The following is a 25,139-nucleotide window of genomic DNA, read 5'->3' on the forward strand; positions in this document are numbered from 1 at the left end:
CCCCCGCAGGGCAAGGACGAATGGCGTCCGCGCCGCTCATGCGAAGCGCCGCGCGGCGGTGCCGCACCCTCTGGTCAGAGCCGGCGCGACAGGCTAGGTCTGGTCGCGAGGCAGACCCCGAGGAGTTCCCATCATGACCACGACGCCCCCCGCCATCCGCTTCGCGCCCGAGGCCGATGCCGATCTCGCCGCAGCCGAGGGCACGGTCGTCGTTTTCGTCGATGGCGAGGGCGCGCTCGCGCCGGGCGCGGTGCGGCTCGACAAGGCGATGGGCGGGGCCCTCGCGCGCGCCATCGAAGACGAGGACTTCAAGGCCAAGGCCGGCATGGCGGTAACCTTCGCCTATCCCGGCGGCGTGGCCGCGCGTGCGGTGATCCTGGCCTCGCTGGGGGGCGAGCCGGGCGGACAGTCCGCCCGCAAGACCGGTGGCGCCATCGCCAAGGCGCTGTCAAAGGGGGCGGTGACGATCGCCACGGGCGGCATCGCGGACGACGCCGTGGTCGCGGACCTGGTGCTAGCGGTGGCGCTGCGCCTCTACGACTTCCGCGAATACAAGACCGCGAGCGACGACGACGCCCCCAAGGCGCCGCGCGAGATCACCGTGCTGGCCGACCGGCCCGAGACTCTTGCGCGCCTGTCAGCGCCCCACGCGGCGCTGGCGGAGGGGATCTATTTCACCCGCGACCTGGTGAACGAGCCCGCGAACCGGCTGACCACCGACGAGTTCGCGGCGCGGCTCGCGGCGATGCAGGGGCTGGGGCTCGAGGTCGAAATCCTCGGCGAGGACGAGCTCGAGAAGATCGGCGCGCGGGCGCTGCTCGCCGTGGGGCAGGGCTCGGCGTCCGAGTCGAAGATCGTCGTGATGAAATGGCAGGGCGGTGCGGCCGACGAGGCGCCGCTCGCTCTGGTCGGCAAGGGTGTCGTGTTCGACACCGGTGGCATCTCGCTCAAGCCCGCCGCGGGCATGGAGGAAATGACGATGGACATGGGCGGCGCAGGCGTCGTTGCAGGCGTCATGCGCACGCTGGCACTGCGCAAGGCCAAGGCCAATGTCGTCGGCGTCGTCGGTCTCGTCGAGAACATGCCCGACGGCCTCGCCCAGCGGCCCGGCGACATCGTCAAGTCGATGAAGGGCGACACCATCGAGGTGATCAACACCGACGCCGAGGGCCGCCTCGTGCTGGCCGACGCGCTCTGGTACACGCAGGAGACCTTCCAGCCCAAGGGCGTGATCGACCTCGCGACGCTGACGGGGGCCATCATCATCGCGCTTGGCCACCATCGGGCGGGCTGGTATTCGAACGACGACGGCTTCGCCTCGGCCTTCGCCGCTGCCTGCGAGGCCACCGGCGACGACGCCTGGCGGATGCCGCTGGGCAAGCCCTATGCCGAGCAGATCAAGTCGCGCAAGGCGGACGTCAAGAACACCGGCGGGCGCCCCGCAGGGTCGGTGACGGCGGCCGAGTTCCTCGCGCGATTCATCAAGGACGGCATGCCCTGGATCCATATCGACATCGCCGGCGTGGCCGAGACGTCGAGCGGGACCCACCTCGCGCCCAAGGGCGCGACCGGCTGGGGGGTGGCAGCGCTCGACGCCCTGATCCGCGCCGAGCACGAGGGCTGAGGGGCCGCGTGGCTGAGGTCCGCTTCTACCACCTGACCGAGCAGCCGCTCGACGCGGCGCTGCCGGTGATGCTGGAACGTTGTCTCGAGCGCGGCTGGCGGGCGGTGGTGCGCGGCACGCTGCCCGAGCGGATCGAATCGCTCGACACCCGGCTCTGGACCTGGCGCGACGACGGCTTCCTGCCGCATGGCCGGGACGGCGACCCGATGGCGGAGCGCCAGCCGGTCTGGCTCACCTGCGGCCCGGCCATCCCGAATGGCGCCGTGGCGTTGTTCCTGATCGACGGGGCCGAGGCGCCCGCCGACGAGATGGCCGCGCTGGAAAGCGTCGCCGTGCTGTTCGACGGCCACGACCCCGGGGCCGTGGACCGCGCCCGGGCGCAGTGGAAGGCAGTCACCGGCGCGGGCCTCGCCGCAGTCTACTGGGCGCAGGAGAGCGGCGGGCGCTGGGTGCGCAAGGCCGCCTCGGGCGGTTGAACCTTGCCCGTCAGCAGCCGATCTCGCAGGCGCCGAGGCTTCGGATATAGGCCGAGATCTCGTCCACCGCCCGCGCCGAGATGTCCATCTGCGGCATCGGCGGATGCGGCTCGGCGATCCATGCCCTCAGCCCCTCGTCCGAGCGCTGGCGGGCAAGCGTCGCGAAGGCGGGGCCCGCGTCGCCGCCCGGGGCGTCGGCGCCGACCAGATGGCAGTCGGAGCACCAGCGGACCGCAAGCTCGCGTCCGCGACCGATGTCGGGCTCCTGCGCCATCGCGGGCGCTCCGGCAGCAAGGGCGAGCAGGCAGGCGATGTGGTGCGTGACGAGTCTCATTCCGCCTTCTCCAGCAATTCGTAGCCCTCGAGCGTCCAGCCGCGCATGATCTCGGGGATCTCGGCCTCGGTGAACCTGCGCTGAATCTCATGGTTCTCGGCGAAGGCCGCGAGATCGGCGATGTCGTTCGCCGTGAGGTCGATCTGGTAGCCGAACTCGAGCGCCTGCAACTCGATCATCATGGGCGCGCCCCGCCACATCCGGGCGGCGAAGTCGAGCGGGTCGAACACCCCCGCGGGCTCGCTGGCATCGAGCGCAGGCCCCGCCTTGCCGCCGACGCCGTTGACGGCGTGGCAGACCACGCAGCCCTTGGCGACGAAGATGATCCGGCCGCGCTCGGCATCGGGCACGGGAATGCTCATGGCGCGGGCTGGCTGGACGCCCTCGGCGGCGGCTTGGAGGGCGGGCAGCAACGTCGCGGCGAGAGCAAGGAAAAGGGCGGGCCTCAGGCGCATGGCGGTCTCCGTCTGGGGTGGCTTCAGAGCAGGATTGCCGCGATCCGCGGGGCCGGGCCATGATTCACGTCAAGGCCCGCCGCGAGAATTTCGCGCCCGGAGATACGCCCGACCCGCGGGCTGCCGCACCGGGGCTTTGCGGCGGCGGGCGGGCGCGCTATCCCTGAGGCAATGACCCATCTCGCGCATCTCGCCCGTTTCGACCTGACCGGCCGCACCGCGCTCGTGACCGGCGCGGGGCGCGGGCTCGGCTTCGAGATCGCCCGCGCGCTGGCCGAGGCGGGCGCCCATGTCTGGCTGAACGGCCGCGATGCGGGGCGGCTGGAGGGGCGCGTCGAGGTGCTGGCGGGCGAGGGGCTGTCGGCAGCCGCGGCACCGTTCGACGTGACCGACCATGCCGCGGCCGCGCGCTGGTTCGAGATGGCGCATTCGGCGCCGGACATTCTCGTCAACAACGCGACCCTGCGCGACCGCCGGCCGACGCCCGAGCTTTCGCCCGAGGATGTCGACCGGCTGGTCGCCGTGAACGCCACCGCCGCCTATGCGCTGACCCGCCTCGCCGTGCCCGGCATGATCCGGTCGGGTGGCGGTGTGGTGCTCAACATCGCCTCGATCGCGGGGCCGCTCGCGGGGGGCGGCGATCCCGGCTACACGCTGGCCAAGGGCGCGCTGACCGCGCTCACCCGCAGCCATGCGGTCGAGTTCGCGGCCCAGGGCATCCGGGTCAACGCCATCGCGCCCGGCTTCTTCGCGACCGAGGCGAACGAGGCATGGGTCGGCAATGCCACGGTCGGCGACTATCTCGCCACCCGCTCGCCGATGCGCCGCTGGGGCCGGTCCGAGGAGATCGCGGCGGCCGCGGTGTTCCTGTGCGCGCCGGGGGCGAGCTATGTCACGGGCCATGTGCTCACGGTCGATGGCGGCATGTCGGTGAAGATGTGAGACTTATCGGGTTCGACGAGATCGCGGGGCTGGTCGGGCAGGAAATCTGCCTCTCGGGCTGGCTGACCGTCGATCAGGCGATGATCGACGCCTTCGCGGCGGCGACGGGCGACCACCAGTGGATCCATGTCGACGTCGCGCGCGCGACCGCCGAGATCGGCGGCACCATCGCGCATGGCTACCTCACCCTCTCGCTGATCCCGCGGCTGGCCGAATCGCGCTGGCGGCTGCGGGGCGAGGGGCGGCGGATCAACTACGGGCTCGACCGGCTGCGCTTCGTCACGCCCGTCCCCGCGGGCGCGCGGGTGCGGCTGCGCCAGACGCTCGCGTCGGTCGAGCCGGCGGGCGAGGGGCTGCGCCTCGGCATCGACAGCGTGATGGAGCTGGAAGGCGCCTCGCGCCCCGCCTTCGTCGCGCGCAACGTGCTGCTGGTCTATCCCGCCTGACCGGGTCCGCGCGGCAGCACGCGGCGGTCGAAGGCCACCGACTTGATCAGCGCGAAGGCGGGTTGGCCGACCCCGAGGCCCAGTTCCTCGACCGAGAGGCGCGTGAGCCGGGCGCGCAACGGCCCGCCCGGCGTCTCGAGGACGACTTCGGCAAAGGCCGTGTCCGGTTCGAGCGCAATAGCGGCGACCCGACCCTCGATCACGTTGCGGATCGAGAGGCCGCGCGGCCGCTCGGTCGCCACCGACACGTCGCGCGCCCGCGCCCTCAGGCGGATCTCGGCGCCGAGCGGCAGGTCCAGCATCGGCATGACCAGCGGCTGCCCGCCGAAATCGACATGGGTCAGCCGGTGCGCGAGGTCCTGCGCCGTGACCCGGACCTCCAGCACCACGCCCGCCTCGAAATGCCCCGTCAGGGGCTGGAGGTCGAGCCGCTCCAGCGCCTCGGGCAGATCGCCGGTCGCCGCGACGCGCCCCTCGGCCAGCACGACGATGCGGTCGGCCAGGTGCGCCACCTCGTCGATCGCGTGGGTGACATAGATCGCGGGCACGCCGAATTCATGCACCACGCGCTCGATGTAGGGCAGGATCGCGGCCTTTCGGCGGTTGTCGAGCGCGGCCAGCGGCTCGTCGAGCAGCATGAGGCGCGGCGATGACAGGAGCGCGCGCCCCATCGCCACCCGCTGCCGCTCGCCGCCCGAGAGAGCGCCCGTCCGGCGCGCCAGCAGCGGCCCGAGGTCGAGCGCCGCCGCCACGGCCTCGAGACCGGGCGCCGGGCCGTTGCGGCGTGCGCGCCGCAACGCGTAGCGCAGGTTCCCTGCCACATCGAGATGCGCGAACAGCCGCGCGTCCTGGAACACCACGCCGACGCCGCGCCGGTGGGCGGGCACGCGGATGCCGCGCGCGGTGGCAAGCCAGATCTCGTCCGCGAAGGAGACCTCGCCGTCGGCCGCGTCCTCGAGCCCCGCGATGATGCGCAATAGCGTGGTCTTGCCTGACCCGCTTGCCCCGAAGAGGGCGGTCACGCCCGACAGCGCAAACGCGTGCGCAACGTCGAGCCCGAACCCCCCGAGGCGCGCCCGCACGTCGATGCGCAACCCCGCCGCCATCAGCGCGCCCGCGCCAGCCGCCCGCCGTTCATCGCGTAGACCGCGAGCAGCACGACGAAGGAAAAGCCCAGCAGGATGGCCGAAAGCCCGTGCGCGGCGGCGTAGTCGAGCGTCTCGACATGCTCGTAGACCGCTATCGAGATCACCCGCGTCTGGCCGGGAATGTTGCCGCCCACCATCAGCACGACGCCGAATTCGCCGATCGTATGCGCGAAGGTCAGCACCATGGCGGTGAGATAGCCGCGGAAGGCGAGCGGCGAGGCCACCGTCAGGAACCAGTCGAGCGGCCCCGCGCCCAGTGTCGCCGCGGCCTCGACCGGCGCGCGCCCGACCGCCTCGAAGGCCGATTGCAGGGGCTGGACCATGAAGGGCAGGGAGTAGACCACCGAGGCGACCACGAGGCCGGTGAAGCTGAAGCTGAGCGTGTCGCCGGTGAGCCGCACCCACGCGCCGCCCAGCGCCGTGTCGGGGCTCATCAGCACCAGCAGGTAGAAGCCCATCACCGTCGGCGGCAGGACCAGGGGCAGCGCAGTGACCGCCTCGACCGCCGGGCGGATGCGCGCCCGGGTGAAGGCGAGCCACCACGCAAGCGGCGTGCCGATCACGAGGAGCGCGAGCGTCGTGACAGCCGCGAGCCGCAGGGTCAGCCACAATGGCCCGAGGTCGCTCAGCTCCATGCCGCGCCCCGTCCGTTCAACCGCCGTAGCCGAAGCGGGCGATCACGGCGCGCGCCTCGGGGCCCTGCAGGTGGTCGAGGAACGCCCGCGCCGCGGGGTTCTCCGCACCCCGGGCCAGCAGGACCGCGTCCTGGCGGATCGGCGCGTGCAGGTCCGCCGGCACTTCCCACGCACTGCCGCCAAGCGTCGAGCCCGGCGCCCGAAGGGCTGCGAGCGCGACGAGGCCAAGCTCGGCATTTCCCGTCGCGACCAGCGCCAGCGTCTGTCCGATGTTTTGCCCCATCACCACCCGGGGGCCGAGCCTGTCCCAGAGCCCCAGTGACTGCAACGTCTCGCGGGCCGCGATCCCGTAGGGCGCAAGGTCGGGATTGGCGATGGCGAGCACCCGGAAGTCGCCCGCCTCCAGTACCGCTGCGCCGTCCGGGCCGACCCGCGCGGGATCGGCGCTCCACAGCGCAAGCCGTCCGGTCGCGTAGGTGAAGCGCGAGCCGGCCACTGCCCGGCCCTCGGCCTCGAGCAGCGCCGGCCGCGCCTGATCCGCCGCGAGGAGGACGTCGAACGGCGCCCCCGCCGCGATCTGCGCGTAGAGCTTGCCGGTCGCGCCCGCCGTGAAGGTCACGCGATGCCCGGTCCGCGCCTCGAACCCCTCGGCCACGGCCCGGGCGGTGTCGAGGAAGTTGGTCGCGACCGCGATCAGCGCGTCGGCAGCCCCGGCCCGCTGCGGCACCATCGCGAGCGCCGCCGCCAAGATCAGGGCGCCCGCGAGGTGCAGAAACGGATTGCCGCCGTTGCGGCCCATTGAGCAAGCTCCCTCGCCCTCGATTCCGGGGCCGAGCGTGCCGCGAACCGCAGTCGGGGGCAATCGCTATTTCCATTCGGACATATCGGGAAGCAGCACGCCCAGCGCCCCGATCTCGGCCGCGCCGCTTGCGGCGGCGCTGGCCTCGATCCGGCGGAAGCGCGCCAGCACCTCGGCGCCCATTGGCGTAAGCGCCGCGCCCCCGCCATGGCTGCCCCCCTTCGAGGCTTCGACCAGCGGCTCGCGGAAATAGCCGTTCAGCGTCTCGACGAGCTGCCAGGCGCGCTTGTAGCTCATCCCCAGCCGGCGCCCCGCCGCGGCGATCGAGCCAGTGTCGCGGATGCCCTCGAGCAGGTCTGCCTTGCCGGGGCCGAGCGCGATGCCGGGCGCGAGCACGACGCGCAGCCTGATGCCCGTCCTGCGATTGCCCCGCCTCATTCCCCGCCCGCAAGCGCGCGGATCTCGGCGAGCAGCGCCGAAGGCACGTCGATGCCCGTGCGTCCGGTCTCGCGCCGGTTGCGGTGTCGCCGGGCACCGGGCAGGCGCACCCCCGGCTGGGCCAGCATCTCGGCCAGCAGGTTCTCGACCCGGTCGCGCCAGGCTCCCGCGCCGAAGCGGTCGGGGTCGAGCGCAAGGATCAACTCGCCCCCGACCGGCGGGCCGCCATCCTTGGGGCCGCGCTGCCCGGCCTCGTAGCTGAACACCTCGCCGATCAGCGCGCCAGCCAGCAGCTCGATCATCAGCGCGATGTTCGAGCCCTTGTAGCCGCCAAAGGGAAGCTGCGCGCCCTTCAGCACCTCGGCCGGGTCGATGGTGGGCTGGCCGTCGGGGCCGAGGCCCGTTCCGGGGGGCACCGGCTTGCCCTCGCGGGCATGGATCGACACGTCGCCCCGCGCCATTGCGGCGGATGCCTGGTCGAACACCACGGGTGGCGCGTCGCGCCGCGGGAAGGCGAAGGCGAGCGGGTTGGTGCCGAAGAAGGGCTTCGTGCCCCCCGCCGGTGCCACCATCGGCGTCGCGCAGGTGCAGGCAAGCGCCACGAGCCCTGCCTCGGCCAGCGCCTCGACCTCGGGCCAGAGCGCCGCGAAATGGTGGATGTCGACGAGCGCGAGGGCCGCGATGCCCTGCTCGCGCGTGGCCTCGATCAGCGGCGCGCGGCCCATCTCGATCGCGAGCGGCGCGAAGCCGCCGCGCCCGTCGACCCGCACGACCCCCGGCGCGAGGCGGGTGACGGACGGCCGGGCCCCGCCATCGACCTTGCCCGATTTCAGCGAGGCGACATAGCCGGGCAGGCGGAACAGGCCATGGCTCTCGGCCCGGTCTGCCTCGGCCGCCAGCATGACGCCTGCAACCGCCTCGGCATTCGGAGCGTCGCAGCCGTGCCGGGTCAGCGCTGACAGCGCCAGCTCCCGCGCCTCGTCCAGCGTGATCGTCTCGCGCGCGCTCGCCATCGCCCGACCTCCCTCATCCTGCGCGACCGACTAGACCATTGCCTGCCCGGCCCCGCAAGGATGTGCGCGGGGCCCGGCTTCCATGCGCCGCGCTTCGGCATTACATTGCCCCGAATGGATGCAGGAGCCCCAGCGCGATGCATGGTCAGGCCGAGCCCGCCGAGACCCTGCCCCCCGGCACCCCGGGAGGCGAAGAGGCGCGCCGCGTGCGAGGCCCCGGCTGGGTGAGCCGCAACCGCGAGGCGCTGGCGACGGCGCGTCGGCTTGGCGCCGCGGTGGTGATGGTCGCGCCACCCCCGGCACGCATCCCGCTCGCGCTTGCCTGCCTCGCGATCGACGGGGCGCTCTGGGCCGAGGAAGCCCGGCGCGGTGCGCGCGAGGGGGCGGGGCTCGCGATCGGCGGCGCGGGACTCGCGCTCGATGCGGCCGCGATGGCGGCGGCGATGGCCTCGGCCCCCGCGGCGCTGGCGCGGCAGGCCCCCCGGCTGATCGCCGCACGCCGCATCCTCGCGCAGCTCGAGTCCCGCCGGCGCTGAGCCCACCCGCGACGAAACCCTTGCCAGCGACCGGCGATGCCGCTCACCCTCCCGCAGACGCAGCGGCAGGGAGAGCGGGGGATGCAGGACTGGTCGAAGGGCGCCGCCATCATCCGCGGCGAGATCGTGCCCATTGCCGAGGCCCGGATCGGCGTGACCGACTGGGGGCTGACCCGCTCGGACATCACCTATGACGTCGTGCCGGTGCTGGACGGCGCCTTCTTCCGGCTGCCCGATTATCTGAAGCGCTTTGCCGCTTCGCGCGCGGCGCTGCGGCTCGCGATCCCCGAGGACGACGCGGCGATCCGCGCGGCGCTTCACGCCATCGTGGCGCGGGCCGGGCTGCGCGACGCCTATGTCGCGATGGTTGCCAGCCGGGGCACGCCCGCGATCCCCGGCGCGCGCGACCCGCGCGCCTGCGCGAACCATTTCTACGCCTGGTGCGTGCCTTATCTGCGGGTGATTCCGGCCGAGGTCGAGGCCCGCGGCGCCCGCCTCTGGGTCTCGAAGTCCGTCCACCGCATCCCCGAGGACAGCGTGAACCCGCGGGTGAAGAACTACCACTGGGGCGACTTCACGCAGGCGCTGTTCGAGGCCTATGACCACGGCGCGGACAGTGCCGTGCTGACCGACCACGCGGGCAACCTCTCTGAGGGGCCGGGCTTCAACGTGTTCTGCATCGCGGGCGGGCGGCTGATCACGCCCCGCGGGCACTGTCTCGAGGGCATCACGCGGCAGACCGTGCTCGAGGCCGCCGCCGAGCTCGGCATCCCGGCGGAGGTGCGCGATCTGCCATTGGCCGAGTTCATCGAGGCCGACGAGGTGTTCACCGCCACCACCGCCGGCGGCCCGGTGCCTGTGGTGCAGGTTGATGGCCGCGTCTACGGCAACGGCGCGCCCGGCCCGGCGAGCGAGGCGCTGCGCGCACGCTATTGGGAGATGACGCGCCGCCCCGCCCTGCGCGACCAGGTGGCCTACGCCTGAGACGCCGGCGCGTCAGCCGCCTTGCATCGGGGACCGCTTTCGGACATGGTCCGCGCGACCGCACGCGAGGGGGGGAGAGCCGCATGACCGAGAGCGCCGCAGCCGCCGACACAGCCCCCCTCTACGCCCGCGTCCTGCTCAAGCTCTCGGGCGAGGCGCTGATGGGCGACCAGGGCTTCGGCCTGCACCCGCCCACCGTCAAGCGCATCGCGCTCGAGGTGAAGCGGGCCCATGAGCGGGGTATCGAGCTCTGCCTCGTGATCGGCGGTGGGAACATCTTCCGGGGCCTGTCGGGCGCGGCGCAGGGCATGGACCGGGCGCAGGCCGACTACATGGGGATGCTGGCGACGGTGATGAACGCGCTGGGCATGCAGTCGGCGCTCGAGGGGATCGGCATCCACACCCGCGTCCAGTCGGCGATCCCGATGGACACGGTCTGCGAGCCCTATATCCGCCGCCGGGCGATCCGGCATCTCGAGAAGGGCCGCGTCGTGATCTTTGCCGCCGGCACCGGCAATCCCTATTTCACCACCGACACGGCGGCAACGCTGCGGGCGATGGAGATGAACTGCAACGCGATCTTCAAGGGCACCAGCGTCGATGGCATCTATAACAGTGACCCCAAGCTGAACCCGAAGGCCGAGCGCTACGACAGCATCAGCTATGACGAGGTGCTGGCGAAGAACCTGAAGGTGATGGACGCCTCGGCCATCGCGCTCGCGCGTGACAACACCCTGCCGATCGTGGTGTTCTCGTTGCGCGAGGAGGGGGCGATGAGCGATGTGCTCTATGGCCGCGGACGCTTCACGGTGGTAGGCCCCTGACCGGGCGCGAGGGACGACAGAAGGGGACAGACGGGCATGTCCGAAGACATCGAGATCGACACCGACGACCTCGAGCGCCGCATGGACGGGGCGCTCGCGGCGCTCCGCACCGAGTTCGCGAGCCTGCGCACCGGCCGTGCCTCGGCTAGCATGCTCGATCCGGTCACCGTCGACGCCTATGGCGCGACCACGCCGATCAACCAGGTGGCGACCATCAACGTGCCCGAGCCGCGCATGATCACCATCGCGGTCTGGGACAAGTCTCTGGTCGGCAAGGTCGAGAAGGCTATTCGCGCCTCGGGCCTCGGGATCAACCCGGTGGTCGATGGCACGCTGCTGCGCCTGCCGATCCCCGAGCTGAACGAGGAGCGCCGCCGCGAATTGACCAAAGTTGCCGGCCAGTATGCCGAACAGGCGCGTGTCGCGATTCGGAACATTCGCCGCGATGGCATGGACCAGATCAAGAAGGCCAAGGCGCAGGGCATGTCCGAGGACGACCAGAAGCTGTGGCACGACGAGATCCAGTCCATGACCGATGCGGCGATTAAGAAGGTCGACCACGCGCTCGAGACGAAGCAGGCCGAGATCATGCAGGTCTGACGCCTCGCGCATCGCCCGGCCCTCGCGGTCGGCGTCGGTGCAGGCGGCCGGGCCGGGACCAGGGTGGGCAGGATGCAGCTTGACGAGACCGCGGCGCCGGGCAAGGTCGGCATGCCGGCAAATGTCGCGATCATCATGGACGGCAACGGGCGCTGGGCGCAGCGGCGCGGCCTGCCGCGCTCGGCAGGGCATCTCGCCGGCGTGAACCGCCTGCGCGAGATCGTGCGCACGGCCTCGAACCTCGGGCTTCGCTCGCTCACGGTGTTCGCCTTCTCGACCGAGAACTGGCGGCGGCCCGACTACGAGGTGCAGGTGCTCATGCGCCTCTTCCGGCGCTTCGTCGTGCGCGAGGTGGACGAACTCGACCAAATGCGCGCCCGCGTGCGCTTCATCGGTCAGCGCGACCGCTTGCCCGCGGATCTGCGGCGCACCATGGCGCAGTTGGAGATGCGGACCGCACGGAACCCGGGGCTCGTGCTCCAGATCGCGGTTTCGTACGGCTCGCGGGCCGAGTTGCTCGACGCCATGCGCGCCATCGCCGCCGAGACGGCAGAGGGCCGGCTCGATCCGGAGGCGATCACCGAGGAGACGATCGCGCGCCATCTCTGGACCGCGGGGGTCGGCGACCCCGACCTCGTGATCCGCACCAGCGGCGAGATGCGGATCTCGAACTTCCTGCTGTGGCAGTCGGCCTATGCCGAATACGCCTTCGTCGAGGAATGCTGGCCCGACTTCACGCCCGAGCGGTTCCGCGAGGTGCTCGAGGACTTCGCGGCCCGCGAGCGCCGCTTCGGCGCGGTCAGCGCCGCGGTCTGACGGGGCGCGCGGCCGATGTCCGCCGCCGCGACCGGCCCCGGACCGCGCTTTGCGGACCTCCGGGCAAGGGTTCTCTCGGCCGCCGTGGCGGGCGGGGGGGCTTTCGCGCTGCTCGCGCTCGGCGGCATCTGGTCGGCGGCGCTGGCCTCCGGGCTCGCGGCGCTGATGCTCTGGGAATGGGACGCGATCACGCGACATCGCGGGGCGCCGCCGGGCCTCGGCGCGGCCCTGCCGGCTCTCGGCGCCGCAGGCGCGGTCGCGGCGGGCTATGTCGGGGGGTGGGGCGCGGGACTCGGGGTCCTCGGCCTCGTGGCCGCCGCGTCGGCCGGGCAAGAGATCGTCGCCGGCCGGGGGACGGCCGCGGTCTGGGCGGCGCTTGGCCCGGCCTGTCTCGGGGCTGCCTGCCTAGCCTTCCTGTGGCTGCGGCTGACCGACCCCTTCGGCGTGCTGGCCTGCCTCTGGATCGTGCTGGTCGTTGCCTCGTCAGACATCGGCGGGTATTTCGCGGGCCGGATGTTCGGCGGGCCGAAGCTGTGGCGGCGGGTGAGCCCGGGCAAGACATGGTCGGGCGCGGCGGGCGCGGTGGCGCTCGCGGTTCTCTCGGGCGGCGTCTTTTCCTGGGCGACCACCGGCACCTATTATGGCGAGGTCTGCGCCGTCTCGGCCGCGTGCTCAGTGCTCGCGCAGGCGGGCGATCTGGCCGAGTCGGCGGTCAAGCGCCATTTCGGCGTCAAGGATTCGGGCCGCATCCTGCCCGGCCATGGCGGGGTGCTCGACCGGCTCGACGGGCTGACGGCGGCGACGCTGGTGGTTGCGGCGGTCACGCTGTGGCGCGGGCAGACGGTTTTCATCTGGTCCTGAGCCGGCCCGGATGCGATGAAGATGCATGCCGCTTCGGCGGCGCGGACGGGAACGACGATGGCAGAGCGAAAACGGGTCAGCATCCTCGGCGTCACCGGCTCGATCGGGCGCAACACGGTCGCGGTGATCGAAAGCCTCGGGGTCGAGCGCTTCGCCACCGTCGCAGTCACCGGCAATGGCAACATCGCGGGGCTCGCAGCATCGGCCCGGACGCTGGGCGCCGAGGTCGCCGTCACCGCCGACCCGACCCGCCTCGACGATCTGCGCGCCGCGCTCGCGGGGTCGGGCATCGAGGCGGCGGCGGGGCCCGAGGCCCTTGCCGAGGCCGCGGCGCGCCCGGCCGACTGGGTGATGTCGGCGATCGTCGGGGCGGCCGGCCTTGCGCCGACCCTTGCCGCCGCCCGCACCGGCGCGACCATCGCGCTCGCGAACAAGGAATGCCTCGTCGCCGCCGGCGCCGTCTTCCTCGCCGAGATCGCCCGCTCCGGCGCGCGCCTGCTGCCGGTCGACAGCGAGCACAATGCGATCTTCCAGTGCCTCGCCGCCGATCGCGACTGCCCCATCGAGCGGCTGATCCTCACCGCCTCGGGCGGCCCGTTCCGCAACCACAGCCGCGCGCAGATGGCCGCCGTGACCGTTGCCGAGGCGGTGGCGCATCCCAACTGGTCGATGGGCGCGCGCATCTCGATCGACTCGGCGTCGATGTTCAACAAGGCGCTCGAGATGATCGAGGCCTCGCATCTCTTCGACGTGGCGCCGGACCAGATCGAGGTGATCGTGCATCCGCAGTCGATCATCCATTCGATGGTGGGCTTCCGCGACGGCTCGATCCTCGCGCATCTGGGGCCGCCCGACATGCGCGTCGCCATCGGCCACGCGCTGACCTGGCCCGAGCGCGCGGCCCTGCCGGTCGAGCGGCTCGACTTCGCCCGCCTCGGGCGGCTCGACTTTCAGGCCCCGGACGAGGAGCGCTTCCCCTCGCTCGGCCTCGCGCGGCGGGCGATGGCCCGGGGCGCGGCAGCGGGCTGCGTGCTCAACGGCGCGCACGAGGTCGCGCTCGACGCCTTCATCGGCGGCCAGGTCGGGTTCCTCGACATGGCGGGGCTGGTGGCCGATACGATGGACCGGCTTGACGATCTGCCGGCACCGCACGATCTCGATGATGTCTTTGCCGCGGATGCGGCGGCGCGCCGGGTGGGGCGCGAGCTTGTCGGGCGCTTCGCCGCCTGATGCAGCCTGGGGAGTGATCGCATGGAGCTGCTGTCCGCCGTCCCGTTCGTCGGGGGTGCGCTCGGCGCGATCGTCCCCTTCCTGGTCGTGCTGGGCATCGTCGTCTTCGTCCACGAATACGGCCACTACATCGTCGGCCGCTGGTGCGGCATCGACGCCGAGGTGTTCTCGGTCGGCTTCGGGCCGAAGCTGGTCGGCTGGACCGACCGGCGCGGCACGCACTGGCAGATCGCGGCGCTGCCGCTGGGCGGGTATGTCCGTTTCGTGGGCGACATGGACCCCGCCAGCGCCGGCAAGGCCGACGACGGCGACCTGACGCCCGAGCAGCGCAAGCATGCGTTCCACAACGCGCGACTGTGGCGCAGGGCGGCAACGGTCGCAGCGGGGCCGATGTTCAACTTCATCCTGTCCTTCGTCATCTTCGCTGCGCTCGCGCTGGCGGTTGGCAGGGCCAGCAACGCTCCGGTGATCGGGGAGCTGCGCCCCGAACTCGCGGGCCAGGTCGATCTCCGGCCGGGCGACCGGATTCTGGCTGTCGCAGGCCAGCCGGTCGAGACCTTCGGCGAGATCATCGCAGCCTTCGTCCGCGCGAACGGCGCCGAGGTCGAGGTCGAGGTCGAGCGCGACGGCGAGAAGCTCGCCGTGCCCGTGAGCTACCGGCTCGCGTCGCGCATCGACTACGTCAATCCCGGCATGCCTGCCTCGCGCGCGGGGCTGGTCGCGGGCGACGTGATCGTCGCCATCGACGGCCAGCCGGTGGCGAGCTTCTACGACCTGCAACTCGTGACCGCCGCCAAGCCCGCGGGCCAGGAGATCGTGATCGACGTCACCCGGGACGGCGAGCTGATGACGTTTCGCTTCATGCCCGACATGGTCGAGCGCCCGCACCCCGTGACGGGCGAGACCCAGCCACTTCCCACCATCGGCATCCGCGCGATCGGCCTTGGCGGCATCGACCCGACGCTCGAGCCGCGCGGCCTGGGCGAGGCGCTCGAGTCGGGCTTCGCCCAGACGACCCGCATCGTCACGGGCACGATCAATTATGTCGGCGACCTGATCTTCGCGAACGCCGACCCGGGCCAGCTTGGCGGCCCGATCCGCATCGCGCAGATCTCGGGCGAAAAGGCCGAGGAGGGGCTGATGTCCTTCGTCTATCTCATCGCGATCATCTCGACCTCGATCGGCCTTCTGAACCTCTTCCCGATCCCTGTGCTCGACGGCGGCCACCTGATGTTCTACGCGGCCGAGGCCCTGCGCGGCCGGCCGGTCGGGAACGCGGCGATCCGCGTGGGGACGATGATCGGGTTGTCGCTCGTGCTGTTGCTCATGGTGTTTGCAACGTATAATGACTTGGCGAGGCTCTAGGGCCGCAACGGACCATCGGGACAGGCGCTGACAGCAGGCTCCCCGCACGCATGGGGTGCCGCTGGCAGGGAGGGTGAGAATGCCGCGAGCAAGACTGGGCCTGCGCGCCCGCGCCGTGTTGCGGGCCGTCTTGGGTGCCGCGCTGCCCCTTGTGGTTCTGACGGCCGCGCCCCTGCCCGGCGGCGTCGGCGCGCCGCCGGCCCACGCGCAGGCGCAGGCGCAGTCCAGGTCGCTGATCGTGCGCGGCAACCGGCGGATCGAGGTCGAGACGATCCTCGCCTACATGCAGATCGCGCCGGACTCGGAACTTACCGCCGAATCCCTCAACCGCGGCGTCCGCCGGCTGTTCGAGACCGGCTTGTTCCGCGATGTGCGGGTGTTGCAGGAGGACGGGGCGCTCGTGGTCGAGGTGGTCGAGAACCCCTCGATCAACCAGATCGCCTTCGAGGGCAACGACGCGCTCTCGGACGAGGATCTCCAGCAGATCATCGCCCTGCGCCCGCGCCTGCCATTCACGCCCTCGACCGCCGAGGCCGACGCGCAGGCGATCATCGAGGTCTACCGCCGCACCGGCCGCTATGGCGCCGAGGTCGAGCCCGTGATCATCGAGCGGCCCGAGAACCGCGTCGACCTCGTCTTCGAGATCGACGAGGGCGATCTCACCGGCGTCAACTCGATCGACTTCGTCGGCAACGAGATCTTCTCGGACCGCCGGCTTCGCGGCGTGATCGAGACCGCCGAATCGGGCTTCCTGTCGGCCTTCCTCTCGGACGATGTCTACGATCCGGACAAGCTCGAGCTCGACAAGGAACTGCTGCGCCAGTTCTACCTCGAGCGCGGGCACGCCGACTTCACGGTGCTTTCTGCGACCGCCGAGCTCGCGCCGGACGGCGACGGCTTCTTCATTACCTTCACGGTGAGCGAGGGGCCGGTCTACAACTTCGGCAACCTTGACGTGAGCGTCTCGGCCCGCGGCCTCGATCCCGAGGATTTCCGCGCGCTCATTCCGGCGGATCTCTCGGGCGACACCTACAACGCCACGCGCGTCGAGAAGATCGCCAACGAGATGACCGATCTCGCGGGCCAGAAGGGCTTCGCCTTCGTGCAGGTCCGCCCCCGACCCAGCCGCAATGCCGAGGCGCTGACGGTCGACGTGACCTTCGAGATTATCGAGGGCTCGCGCATCTTCATCGAGCGGATCGACATCGAGGGCAACACCGCCACGCTCGACCGCGTCATCCGGCGCGAGATCGACCTCGTGGAAGGCGATGCCTTCGACGCCCGCCGCGTGCGCGACGCGCAGCGCGAGATCCGCGCGCTGAACTTCTTCAGCGACGTGCAGATCGAGGCCGTGCAGGGCTCGGCGGAAGATCGCGCGGTCCTCAAGGTCAAGGTGACCGAGCGTTCGACCGGCTCGATCAGCTTCGGCATCGGCTTCTCGACCTCGGTGGGGCCGATCGGCAACGTCGCGGTCACCGAACGCAACTTCCTCGGTCGCGGCCAGACGGTGCAGGCGGCGGTGACGGCGGCAGGCGATACCCAGCTCTATGACCTCCTGTTCGTCGAGCCGCGGGTCCTCGACCGCGACCTGTCGGCGAGCATGCGCGTCTTCTACCTCGACGACGACGTCTCGGATGAGTCGTCCTTCGAGCAGGCGCGCGCCGGCTTCACGCCCGGCGTCGGCTTCCCGCTCGGCGAGCGGACAAATATCGGGCTGCGCTACAGCTTCCTCTGGGACGACATCACGGTGGGAATCGACGCCTCGCCGGCAATCAAGGCGGACGAAGGCGACCGGACGACCTCGCTTGTCGGCTATCGCCTGACCTATGACCAGCGCAACGACGTGCTGGAGCCGAGCGACGGGTATCTGCTGACGCTCGACCAGGAGGTCGCGGGCCTCGGCGGCGACTCGCGCTTCCTGCGGACGCGGGCGACCGCAAAGGGTTGGCAGGGCTTCTTCGACAACGCGGTGGTCGCGAGCCTCGAGCTCGAGGGCGCCGCGATCTACAGCTTCGGGCCGGATACCCGCGTGACCGAGCGCTATTTCCTTGGCTCCGACAGCCTCCGCGGCTTCGCGCAGCGCGGCATCGGGCCCCGCGATCTCAACACCGACGATGCGCTTGGCGGTAACTTCCTGCTTGCGGCGCGGTTCCAGGTGTCATTCCCGCTCGGCCTGCCGGAGGAACTGGGAATCTTTGGCGGTGCCTTCGTCGATGCCGGCACGGTCTGGGGACTCGATCGCACGACCTACGGCACCACGGTGATCGACGACGGGCTCGACCTCAGGGTCGCGGCCGGTGGGCTCCTGTTCATCGACACGCCGTTTGGTCCGCTGGAACTGAGCCTGGGCGTGCCGGTGATCGACGAAAGCTTCGACGAAGACGAGTTGTTCCGGCTCTCGGTCGGAACCCGGTTCTGACGTGGCGGGCGGGCCGACGATCGGCTCCACGGCGTCGATCGGCCAGAGGCGCGGCCTTCGGCGCGTCGCGCTCGCGGGCCTGTCGGCGCTGATTCTGCAACTCTCTCCGCCGGCCGGCCTGCCGCTCGCGCCAGCCGCGCGGGCGCAGGAGCCGAGGATTCTCGTGGTGTCGCGCGGGCGCGTGCTCGAGGAAGCCGCTGCCGCGCGGCGGCTCGCCGAGTCCGAAGTCGCCGCGACCGAGGCGCTCCAGCGCGACATCGACGCGGTCAAGGCCGAGCTCGCCGCCGAGGAGGAGGAGCTCACCCGGCTGCGCGCCGCCCTTCCGCGCGAGGAGTTCGAGCGGAGGGTCGCCGCCTTCGACCAGCGCGTGCGCGAGGAGCGCCGCCGCGCCCAGAGCCTCGCGGCCTCGCTGCAGAGGGCCTACCGCGACGCCCGGCGCCAGCTTGTCGATGCGCTCGCGCCAATCCTCGACGAGGTGCGGACCGAGCGCGGCGCGATCGCCATCCTCGACGCGGCGAGCGTGCTCGTCGCAGATCCCGCGATCGACGTCACGGGGCGCGTGATCGAACTCTACGACCAGCGCGTGAGCGTCCCCGTCGTGGTCATGCCGGACGAGCCGGGCACGCGCGGGGGCGCCGATCCGTCGCAGCCCGACGCCGTCGAAGGGACGAGCGGGGCCGGCGCCGGTGACATCCCCGCGGCGCCCGGTCCGGGGCCGCAGGGCTCCGTCGCCGACTGAGGCGCCGTTGCGCCGCGCCCGACACCGCGCCGTGCCACAGGGCGCGCGGCATTGACCCTTGACCTTGTCAGCCCGCCTTGCCATCACCAGAGGCCGGAGCGGGGGTTCGTGCCGAGGAGCGCCATGGAGAAGGATATCAGTTCGCAGGCGGATGGCGTGGCGGATCTGGCGCGGATCAAGCGCATGATCCCGCACAGATATCCGTTTCTCCTCATCGAAAAGGTGGTGGGCATCCGGCTCGGCGAGCGGGCCACCGGCATCAAGAACGTCTCGGCCAACGAGCCCCATTTCGAGGGGCATTTCCCGGTCGAGCCGATCATGCCCGGCGTGCTGATCGTCGAGGCGATGGCCCAGACCGCGGGCGTCCTGGTCGTCGAGACGTTGGGCAAGATCGACCAGAACCTGCTGGTCTATTTCATGACCCTCGACAAGACCCGTTTCCGCCGCAAGGTTGTGCCGGGCGACGTGCTCGAGCTGCATGTCTCGATCCTGCGCGGGCGCGGCAAGATCTGGAAGTTCTGGGGCGAGGCCAAGGTCGATGGAGAGATCTGCGCCGAGGCCGAGTTCTCGGCCATGATCATTGACGAGAACGACGCCCGCCGCGGCGGCGGTGGCGCGTGAGGATCCATCCGACCGCGATCGTCGAGGACGGCGCGCGCCTCGGTGAAAACGTGCGCATCGGCCCCTACTGCGTGGTCGGCGCCGAGGTCGAGCTCGGGCCGGACGTCGAACTGATCTCGCATGTCGCGGTGGCGGGGCGCACCAGGATCGGGGCGGGCACGCGGGTCTGGCCCTTCGCCTCGGTCGGCCACCAGCCGCAGGACCTGAAATACGCGGGCGAGCCGAGCCGGCTCGAGATCGGCCGCGACTGCATGATCCGCGAGCATGCAACCCTCAATCCCGGCACCAGCGGGGGCGGCATGCTCACGCAGGTGGGCGACCGCTGCCTCTTCATGATGGGCAGCCATGTCGGGCATGATTGCCGCATCGGCAACAACGTGATCCTCGCGAACAACGCGACGCTGGCGGGCCATGTCGAGGTCGGCGATTTCGCGTTCCTGGGCGGGCTCTGCGCCGTGCACCAGTTCGTGCGGATCGGCACGCAGGCGATGGTCGGCGGCATGTCGGGGGTCGAGAAGGACGTGATCCCCTTCGGTTCGGTCATTGGCAACCGGGCGGAACTCGGCGGCCTCAACCTCGTGGGCCTCAAGCGCCGCGGCTTCGACCGCGAGACCATCCACGCGATCCGCGCGGGCTATCGGGTGATCTTCTCGGGCGAAGGCTCGCTCACCGAGCGTGCAACCCGCGCGGCCGAGGAATTCGCCGATATCGCGCCGGTGCGGCTGATCACGGATTTCATCCTCGCCGACAGTGCCCGCAGCTTCTGCACCCCGCGCGAGGTCTGAGGTGACGGGCGCGGCCGGGGCAGGGGCGCGCGGCGGCCCGCCCGGTTGCCTCGCCATCGTTGCGGGCAGCGGCGAACTGCCGCGCCGGCTGGCCGAGGCGCGCGCCGAGGCGGGCTTGCCCTACTTCCTCGTCGTCTTTCCGGGTTGCGACGAGCCGTGGATGCGCGACCACCCCCACCAGTGCCATGAATTCGAGCGCGCGGGGCGGCTGTTTGCTGCGCTGCGGCGCGCGGGGGTCGAGGCGGTGGTCTTCGCCGGCGCGATGAACCGGCCGCGGCTCAGGCCGTGGCGGGCGGATTGGACGGCGCTCGGACTCCTCGGCCGGGCGCTGCGGCTGATGGCGCAGGGCGACGACGCCATGCTGCGCGGCTTCGGGGCGGTGTTCGAGGCGCGCGGCCTCAGGCTGATCTCGCCCGCCGAGGTACTGGGCGAGGCGCTGACGCTTCCCCCGGGCCCGCTCGGCCGGAATGCGCCTTCACCCGACGATCTTGCCGACGCCGCGCGCGCCGCCGCCATCGTCCGCGCGCTGGGCCCGCTCGACGTGGGGCAGGGGGCGGTGGTCGCGCGGGGCCTGTGCCTCGCGGTGGAAGCGATCGAGGGCACGGACCTCATGCTCGCCCGCGTCGCCGCCCTGCCACCCGAGCGCCGCAATGCCGCGCCGCCGCCGTCGGGCGTGCTCTACAAGGGGCCGAAGCCGGGGCAGGACCGCCGGTTCGACCTGCCCGCCATCGGCCCCGCGACGGTCGAGGCCGCGGCGCGCGCGGGTCTGCGCGGCATCGTCGCGGCGGCGGGCGAGACGCAGCTCATCGACGCCGCCACCACCCGCGAAGCCGCGGACCGGCTGGGCCTGTTCGTCCACGGCGCGCGGGCGGACGAGCTGGAGCGCGGGCAATGAGCGGCCCGCTGATCTACCTCGTCGCCGGTGAGCCCTCGGGCGACCGGCTGGGGGCCGCGCTGATGCGGGCGCTGATGGCCGAGCGGCCCGGCATCCGCTTCGCGGGCCTGGGCGGGCGCGAGATGCAGGCCGCGGGGCTCGTGCCGCTCTTCGACATCGCCGAACTCTCGGTCATGGGCCTGACCGAGGTCCTGCCGCGCCTGCCCGCCATCCTGCGCCGCCTGGGCCAGGTGACGGGCGATGTGCTGGCGACGCGCCCCGATGCGCTGGTCACCATCGACAGCCCAAGCTTCGGGCTGCGGGTGGCCCGGCGCGTGCGCGCTGCCGCCCCCGCGATCCCGACCATCCACTACGTCGCCCCCTCGGTCTGGGCGTGGCGGCCGGGGCGGGCGGCGAAGATGGCGCGATATGTCGACCATGTCCTTGCGCTCTTGCCCTTCGAGCCGCCCTACATGGAGGCCGTGGGCATGACCTGCGACTTCGTGGGGCACCCGATCGCCGAGCGCCCGCCGGTCACCGAAGCCGAACGCGCCGCCTTCCGCGCGCGTCACGGCATCGCGGCCGAGGCGCCTCTGCTGCTGATCGCCCCCGGCTCGCGGCGCGGCGAGGTCTCGCGCATCCTGCCGGTGTTCGCCGAGACCGCCCGGCGCCTGACGCCGCTGCATGCCGGCCTGCGCCTCGTCGTCCCGGTGGCCGAGACGGTGGCGGACGCGGTAACGCGGGGCCTCGCGGCCCTCGCGCCCGTGTTCGTGATGCCCGAGATGGGCGAGGCCGAGAAACGCCTCGCCTTCGCCGCGGCGGACGCGGGGCTCGTGGCCTCGGGGACGGTGACACTCGAGATGGCGGCGGGCGGGACGCCCCATGTCGCGGCCTACAGGGCTGCCCCCGTGACCGCGATGATCGTGCGCCGGCTGCTGCGGGTCCAGACCGCGAACCTCGTCAACCTTGCCTCGGGCACCCGCGCGGTGCCCGAGTTCTACCAGGAGGCGGCGACGCCCGATGCCCTCGCCCGCGCCGTCTCGCGGCTCCTGACGGACACGTCTGAGCGCGCGGCCCAGATTGCCGCGGCCGACGCGGCGCTCGGGGCGCTCGGCCGGGGCGGCGAGGCGCCCTCGCGGCGCGCCGCGCGCTCGGTGCTCCGCGTGCTCGACCGTCGCGCGGCGCAGCCCGCCTGAGAACGCCAAAAGGGCGCGGGCAGCCCTTGCTGTCCGCGCCCCTGTTTCACCGCGCCGGTCGCTCAGCGCTTCTCGATGTCGATATAGTCGCGCATCGCGGCGCCGGTGTAGAGCTGACGCGGCCGGCCGATCTTCTGCACCGGGTCCTCGATCATCTCCTTCCACTGCGCGATCCAGCCCACGGTGCGCGAGAGCGCGAAGATCGGCGTGAACATCGCGGTCGGGAAGCCCATCGCCTCGAGGATGATGCCCGAGTAGAAATCGACGTTCGGATAGAGCTTCTTCGAGATGAAGTAGTCGTCCTCGAGCGCCCGCTTCTCCAGCGCCTGCGCGGTCTGCAGGATCGGGTTGTCCTTGACGCCGAGCAGGTCGAGAACCTCCTTCGCCGTCTCCTGCATCACCTTGGCGCGCGGATCGTAGTTCTTGTAGACGCGGTGGCCGAAGCCCATCAGGCGGAAGCTGTCGTTCTTGTCCTGCGCCTTCTCGACATACTCGTCCACGCGGTCGGGCGAGCCGATCTCGCGCAGCATCTCGAGGCAGGCCTGGTTCGCGCCGCCATGCGCCGGCCCCCACAGGCTGGCGACGCCCGCTGCGATGCAGGCGAAGGGGTTCGCATGGCTCGACCCCGCCAGCCGCACCGTCGATGTCGAGGCGTTCTGCTCGTGGTCGGCATGCAGCGTCATGATCCGGTCCATCGCGCGCGCGAGGATCGGGTCGACCACGTATTCCTCGCAGGGCGTGGCGAAGCACATGTGCAGGAAGTTCGAGGCGTAATCGAGGTCGTTGCGCGGGTAGATGAAGGGCTGACCGACCGAGTACTTGTAGGCCCAGGCCGCGATCGTCGGCATCTTGGCGACCAGCCGGATCTGCGCAACCTCGCGCTGCCAGGCGTCGGTGATGTCGGTCGAGTCGTGGTAGAAGGCCGACATCGCGCCGACGACGCCGCACATCACGGCCATCGGGTGCGCGTCACGCCGGAAGCCGCGGAAGAAGTTCACCATCTGCTCGTGCAGCATGGTGTGCTTGGTCACCCGCCCCTCGAAGTCCTCGAGCTGCGCGGCATTCGGCAGCTCGCCGAACATCAGCAGGTAGCAGACCTCGAGGAAGTGGCTCTTCTCGGCCAGCTGGTCGATCGGGTAGCCGCGGTAGAGCAGCTCGCCCTTGTCGCCGTCGATGAAGGTGATGGTCGACTCGCAGCTCGCCGTCGAGGTGAAGCCGGGGTCGTAGGTGAAGACATCCATGTCCGAGTAGAGCTTTCGGATGTCGATCACCGAGGGCCCGTGCACCGCGTCGTAGACCGGCAGCTCGATCGACTTGCCATCGAGCGTGAGCGTTGCGGTGCGGCTGGATGCGACTGCCATGGTATCGACCCTCTTTTTCTGGGGGCCGGGGCCGCTTGCGTGTCGACCCCGTGCCGCGTTTTCTCGTGCAGGCGGGCAGACGGCCGTCAGGCCGGAGCAGGCGCTGCATCTCCCAGGCGCGCCAGACTTTCGGCCTTGCCCAGCGTCTCCATCACGTCGAAGACCCCGGGACTGACCGCGCGTCCAGTGAGAGCGGCTCTCAGCGGTTGCGCGACCTTGCCGAGCTTGAGACCTTCGCCCTCGGCAAACGAGCGGACGATTTCTTCCAGTTTTCCTGCGGTCCAGTCGCTAGCATTTTGCAGGTGCGGCGTCAAACGAGCGAGTGTCGCACAGGCATCCGCGTCCATCAGCGCGGCCGCCTTCGGGTCCGGCGCAAGGGGGCGGTCGGCGAGGATGTAGTATGCGAGGTCAAGGAGTTGCGGCAGCATCCGCGCTCGCTCCTTCAAACCGGGCAGGGCTTGGCGCAGCGCCGCGCGCCGCTGCGCGTCGATCACGATGTTTTGCGCCGCACAATAATTGATCAGCTCGGCCATCAGCGCGTCGTCCTCCATCGCGCGGATGTGCTGGCCGTTGAGGTTCTCGAGCTTTACGAAGTCGAACCGCGCCGGGCTGCGGCCGATCGATTCGAGGTTGAACCACTCGATCGCCTGCTCGGTGCTGAAGAACTCATCATCGCCATGGCTCCAGCCGAGCCGGGCGAGGTAGTTGCGCATCGCCTCGGGCAGGTAGCCCATGTCGCGATAGGCCTCGACCCCCAACGCGCCGTGCCGCTTCGACAACTTCGCCCCGTCCGGCCCGTGGATCAGCGGGATGTGGGCGAAGACCGGAATCTCCCAGCCCATGGCGCGGTAGATCAGGCTCTGGCGCGCGGCGTTCGTCAGGTGGTCGTCGCCACGGATGATGTGGGTGACGCCCATGTCGTGGTCGTCGACCACGACGGCCAGCATGTAGACAGGCGTGCCGTCCGAGCGCAGCAGGATCAGGTCGTCCATCTGGTCGGCGGCCCAGGTCACCGTGCCCTGAACCTTGTCCTCGACGGTTACCTGCCCTTCGCGCGGCGCCTTCAGCCGGATCACGTAAGGGGCGTCGGGGTGGGTCGCGGGGTCGGCGTCGCGCCAGGGCGAAAGGAACAGCGGCGGTCGCCCGGCCCCCTTCGCCGCCTCGCGGAAGGCGTCGATCTCCTCCTTCGTGGCGAAGCACTTGTAGGCGGCGCCCCGGGCCAGCATTTCGTGCGCGACCTCGGCGTGGCGCGCGACGCGGCTGAACTGGCTCAGTGCCTCGCCGTCCCAGTCGAGGCCCAGCCAGCGCAGCCCTTCGAAGATCGCCTCGGTCGCCTCGGGCGTCGAGCGGGCGCGGTCGGTGTCCTCGATCCTCAGCAGGAAGCGCCCGCCATGGTGGCGCGCGAACAGCCAGTTGAACAGCGCCGTGCGCGCGCCGCCGATGTGCAGGAACCCCGTCGGCGAGGGCGCGAAGCGGGTGACGACTGGGGCGGCGGATGCGGTCTCGGCGGGCATGGGGCTCTCGGATCTCAGGGCGTGCTTAAGGTTCGGTTAACGCGGCCGGTGCGAGATGGACGCTGGGCGCGGCCGCCTCGGCTGGCGCGGGTGTTATGGGGCAG

At 71.3% G+C, this 25,139-nt stretch carries 27 protein-coding genes; 18 read left to right on the forward strand and 9 right to left on the reverse strand.

The window, feature by feature from the left end; all coding sequences use genetic code 11:
- Positions 1 to 133 precede the first annotated feature (133 nt).
- Both M1105_RS10710 and M1105_RS10715 read left to right on the forward strand, forming a co-directional pair.
- Complete coding sequence (locus M1105_RS10710) at positions 134 to 1,624, forward strand: leucyl aminopeptidase (RefSeq protein ID WP_249580355.1); 1,491 nt, start codon at positions 134 to 136, stop codon at positions 1,622 to 1,624.
- 8 nt (positions 1,625 to 1,632) lie between these two features.
- Positions 1,633 to 2,100 carry a DNA polymerase III subunit chi gene (locus M1105_RS10715; RefSeq protein ID WP_249580356.1) on the forward strand — a complete coding sequence of 156 codons (468 nt, stop codon included), beginning with the start codon at positions 1,633 to 1,635 and terminating at the stop codon, positions 2,098 to 2,100.
- A 10-nt stretch (positions 2,101 to 2,110) separates the two neighbouring features.
- Here M1105_RS10715 and M1105_RS10720 read toward each other — a convergent pair whose 3' ends face one another.
- Entirely contained in the window at positions 2,111 to 2,434 is a 324-nt protein-coding gene (locus tag M1105_RS10720) for a c-type cytochrome (protein ID WP_249580357.1), read from the reverse strand.
- Complete coding sequence (locus M1105_RS10725; RefSeq protein ID WP_249580358.1) at positions 2,431 to 2,889, reverse strand: c-type cytochrome; 459 nt, start codon at positions 2,887 to 2,889, stop codon at positions 2,431 to 2,433. Before M1105_RS10725 ends, M1105_RS10720 begins: the two co-directional genes overlap by 4 nt.
- 171 nt (positions 2,890 to 3,060) lie before the next feature.
- Here M1105_RS10725 and M1105_RS10730 point away from each other — a divergent pair, with 171 nt between their 5' ends.
- Positions 3,061 to 3,831, forward strand: coding sequence for an SDR family oxidoreductase (locus M1105_RS10730; RefSeq protein ID WP_249580359.1), 771 nt, complete (start codon positions 3,061 to 3,063; stop codon positions 3,829 to 3,831).
- Positions 3,828 to 4,277 carry a MaoC family dehydratase gene (locus tag M1105_RS10735; protein ID WP_249580360.1) on the forward strand — a complete coding sequence of 150 codons (450 nt, stop codon included), beginning with the start codon at positions 3,828 to 3,830 and terminating at the stop codon, positions 4,275 to 4,277. Before M1105_RS10730 ends, M1105_RS10735 begins: the two co-directional genes overlap by 4 nt.
- Here the strand turns inward: M1105_RS10735 and modC are convergent.
- From modC to M1105_RS10760, 5 genes are all read right to left on the reverse strand, one after another.
- Positions 4,265 to 5,383 carry a molybdenum ABC transporter ATP-binding protein gene (gene modC, locus M1105_RS10740; RefSeq protein ID WP_249580361.1) on the reverse strand — a complete coding sequence of 373 codons (1,119 nt, stop codon included), beginning with the start codon at positions 5,381 to 5,383 and terminating at the stop codon, positions 4,265 to 4,267. The two genes, M1105_RS10735 and modC, sit on opposite strands and share 13 nt — an antisense overlap.
- Positions 5,383 to 6,060, reverse strand: a complete 678-nt coding sequence (modB, locus tag M1105_RS10745) for a molybdate ABC transporter permease subunit (RefSeq protein ID WP_249580362.1) — start codon at positions 6,058 to 6,060, stop codon at positions 5,383 to 5,385. Before modB ends, modC begins: the two co-directional genes overlap by 1 nt.
- 16 nt (positions 6,061 to 6,076) lie before the next feature.
- Complete coding sequence (gene modA / locus M1105_RS10750) at positions 6,077 to 6,859, reverse strand: molybdate ABC transporter substrate-binding protein (RefSeq protein WP_249580363.1); 783 nt, start codon at positions 6,857 to 6,859, stop codon at positions 6,077 to 6,079.
- 66 nt (positions 6,860 to 6,925) lie between these two features.
- Positions 6,926 to 7,297, reverse strand: a complete 372-nt coding sequence (locus M1105_RS10755; RefSeq protein ID WP_249580364.1) for a winged helix-turn-helix domain-containing protein — start codon at positions 7,295 to 7,297, stop codon at positions 6,926 to 6,928.
- Positions 7,294 to 8,310, reverse strand: coding sequence for an Ldh family oxidoreductase (locus M1105_RS10760; protein WP_249580365.1), 1,017 nt, complete (start codon positions 8,308 to 8,310; stop codon positions 7,294 to 7,296). Before M1105_RS10760 ends, M1105_RS10755 begins: the two co-directional genes overlap by 4 nt.
- Before the next feature lie 137 nt (positions 8,311 to 8,447).
- On the opposite strand from M1105_RS10760, the gene M1105_RS10765 reads away from it, so the two are divergent.
- The 14 genes from M1105_RS10765 to lpxB all read left to right on the forward strand — a co-directional run bounded on the left by M1105_RS10765 (position 8,448) and on the right by lpxB (position 22,160).
- Positions 8,448 to 8,846, forward strand: a complete 399-nt coding sequence (locus M1105_RS10765; RefSeq protein ID WP_249580366.1) for a hypothetical protein — start codon at positions 8,448 to 8,450, stop codon at positions 8,844 to 8,846.
- A gap of 36 nt (positions 8,847 to 8,882) precedes the next feature.
- A complete protein-coding gene (locus M1105_RS10770; protein ID WP_249580367.1) occupies positions 8,883 to 9,830 on the forward strand; it encodes an aminotransferase class IV in 948 nt (315 codons plus the stop codon).
- Between the two features lie 83 nt (positions 9,831 to 9,913).
- Entirely contained in the window at positions 9,914 to 10,654 is a 741-nt protein-coding gene (gene pyrH / locus M1105_RS10775; protein WP_249580368.1) for a UMP kinase, read from the forward strand.
- A 36-nt stretch (positions 10,655 to 10,690) separates the two neighbouring features.
- On the forward strand, positions 10,691 to 11,254 hold the full coding sequence (gene frr / locus M1105_RS10780; protein WP_249580369.1) for a ribosome recycling factor: 564 nt from the start codon (positions 10,691 to 10,693) through the stop codon (positions 11,252 to 11,254).
- A gap of 72 nt (positions 11,255 to 11,326) precedes the next feature.
- On the forward strand, positions 11,327 to 12,070 hold the full coding sequence (locus M1105_RS10785) for an isoprenyl transferase (protein WP_249580370.1): 744 nt from the start codon (positions 11,327 to 11,329) through the stop codon (positions 12,068 to 12,070).
- A 15-nt stretch (positions 12,071 to 12,085) separates the two neighbouring features.
- Complete coding sequence (locus M1105_RS10790; protein WP_249580371.1) at positions 12,086 to 12,931, forward strand: phosphatidate cytidylyltransferase; 846 nt, start codon at positions 12,086 to 12,088, stop codon at positions 12,929 to 12,931.
- A 57-nt stretch (positions 12,932 to 12,988) separates the two neighbouring features.
- Positions 12,989 to 14,161 (forward strand): 1-deoxy-D-xylulose-5-phosphate reductoisomerase, encoded by a 1,173-nt coding sequence (dxr, locus tag M1105_RS10795; RefSeq protein ID WP_249580372.1) that lies wholly within the window; start codon positions 12,989 to 12,991, stop codon positions 14,159 to 14,161.
- Positions 14,162 to 14,182: 21 nt separating this feature from the next.
- Positions 14,183 to 15,526 carry an RIP metalloprotease RseP gene (gene rseP, locus M1105_RS10800; protein ID WP_249580373.1) on the forward strand — a complete coding sequence of 448 codons (1,344 nt, stop codon included), beginning with the start codon at positions 14,183 to 14,185 and terminating at the stop codon, positions 15,524 to 15,526.
- 79 nt (positions 15,527 to 15,605) lie between these two features.
- Positions 15,606 to 17,945 carry an outer membrane protein assembly factor BamA gene (bamA, locus tag M1105_RS10805; RefSeq protein ID WP_249580374.1) on the forward strand — a complete coding sequence of 780 codons (2,340 nt, stop codon included), beginning with the start codon at positions 15,606 to 15,608 and terminating at the stop codon, positions 17,943 to 17,945.
- Between the two features lies 1 nt (position 17,946).
- Complete coding sequence (locus M1105_RS10810) at positions 17,947 to 18,684, forward strand: OmpH family outer membrane protein (RefSeq protein ID WP_249580375.1); 738 nt, start codon at positions 17,947 to 17,949, stop codon at positions 18,682 to 18,684.
- Between the two features lie 123 nt (positions 18,685 to 18,807).
- Positions 18,808 to 19,305 (forward strand): 3-hydroxyacyl-ACP dehydratase FabZ, encoded by a 498-nt coding sequence (fabZ, locus tag M1105_RS10815; RefSeq protein WP_249580376.1) that lies wholly within the window; start codon positions 18,808 to 18,810, stop codon positions 19,303 to 19,305.
- Complete coding sequence (gene lpxA / locus M1105_RS10820; protein WP_249580377.1) at positions 19,302 to 20,090, forward strand: acyl-ACP--UDP-N-acetylglucosamine O-acyltransferase; 789 nt, start codon at positions 19,302 to 19,304, stop codon at positions 20,088 to 20,090. The genes fabZ and lpxA overlap by 4 nt, the downstream gene beginning before the upstream one ends.
- A 1-nt stretch (position 20,091) precedes the next feature.
- Complete coding sequence (locus M1105_RS20840; RefSeq protein ID WP_249580378.1) at positions 20,092 to 20,985, forward strand: LpxI family protein; 894 nt, start codon at positions 20,092 to 20,094, stop codon at positions 20,983 to 20,985.
- On the forward strand, positions 20,982 to 22,160 hold the full coding sequence (gene lpxB / locus M1105_RS10830; protein WP_249580379.1) for a lipid-A-disaccharide synthase: 1,179 nt from the start codon (positions 20,982 to 20,984) through the stop codon (positions 22,158 to 22,160). The genes M1105_RS20840 and lpxB overlap by 4 nt, the downstream gene beginning before the upstream one ends.
- A gap of 62 nt (positions 22,161 to 22,222) precedes the next feature.
- Here lpxB and gltA read toward each other — a convergent pair whose 3' ends face one another.
- Together gltA and gltX are read right to left on the reverse strand one after the other, a co-directional pair.
- Entirely contained in the window at positions 22,223 to 23,521 is a 1,299-nt protein-coding gene (gltA, locus tag M1105_RS10835; protein ID WP_249580380.1) for a citrate synthase, read from the reverse strand.
- 86 nt (positions 23,522 to 23,607) lie between these two features.
- Complete coding sequence (gene gltX, locus M1105_RS10840) at positions 23,608 to 25,035, reverse strand: glutamate--tRNA ligase (RefSeq protein ID WP_249580381.1); 1,428 nt, start codon at positions 25,033 to 25,035, stop codon at positions 23,608 to 23,610.
- Positions 25,036 to 25,139: the final 104 nt, after the last annotated feature.

Source organism: Thermohalobaculum sediminis, from assembly GCF_023487995.1.
In the GTDB taxonomy this organism is placed as follows: domain Bacteria; phylum Pseudomonadota; class Alphaproteobacteria; order Rhodobacterales; family Rhodobacteraceae; genus Thermohalobaculum; species Thermohalobaculum sediminis.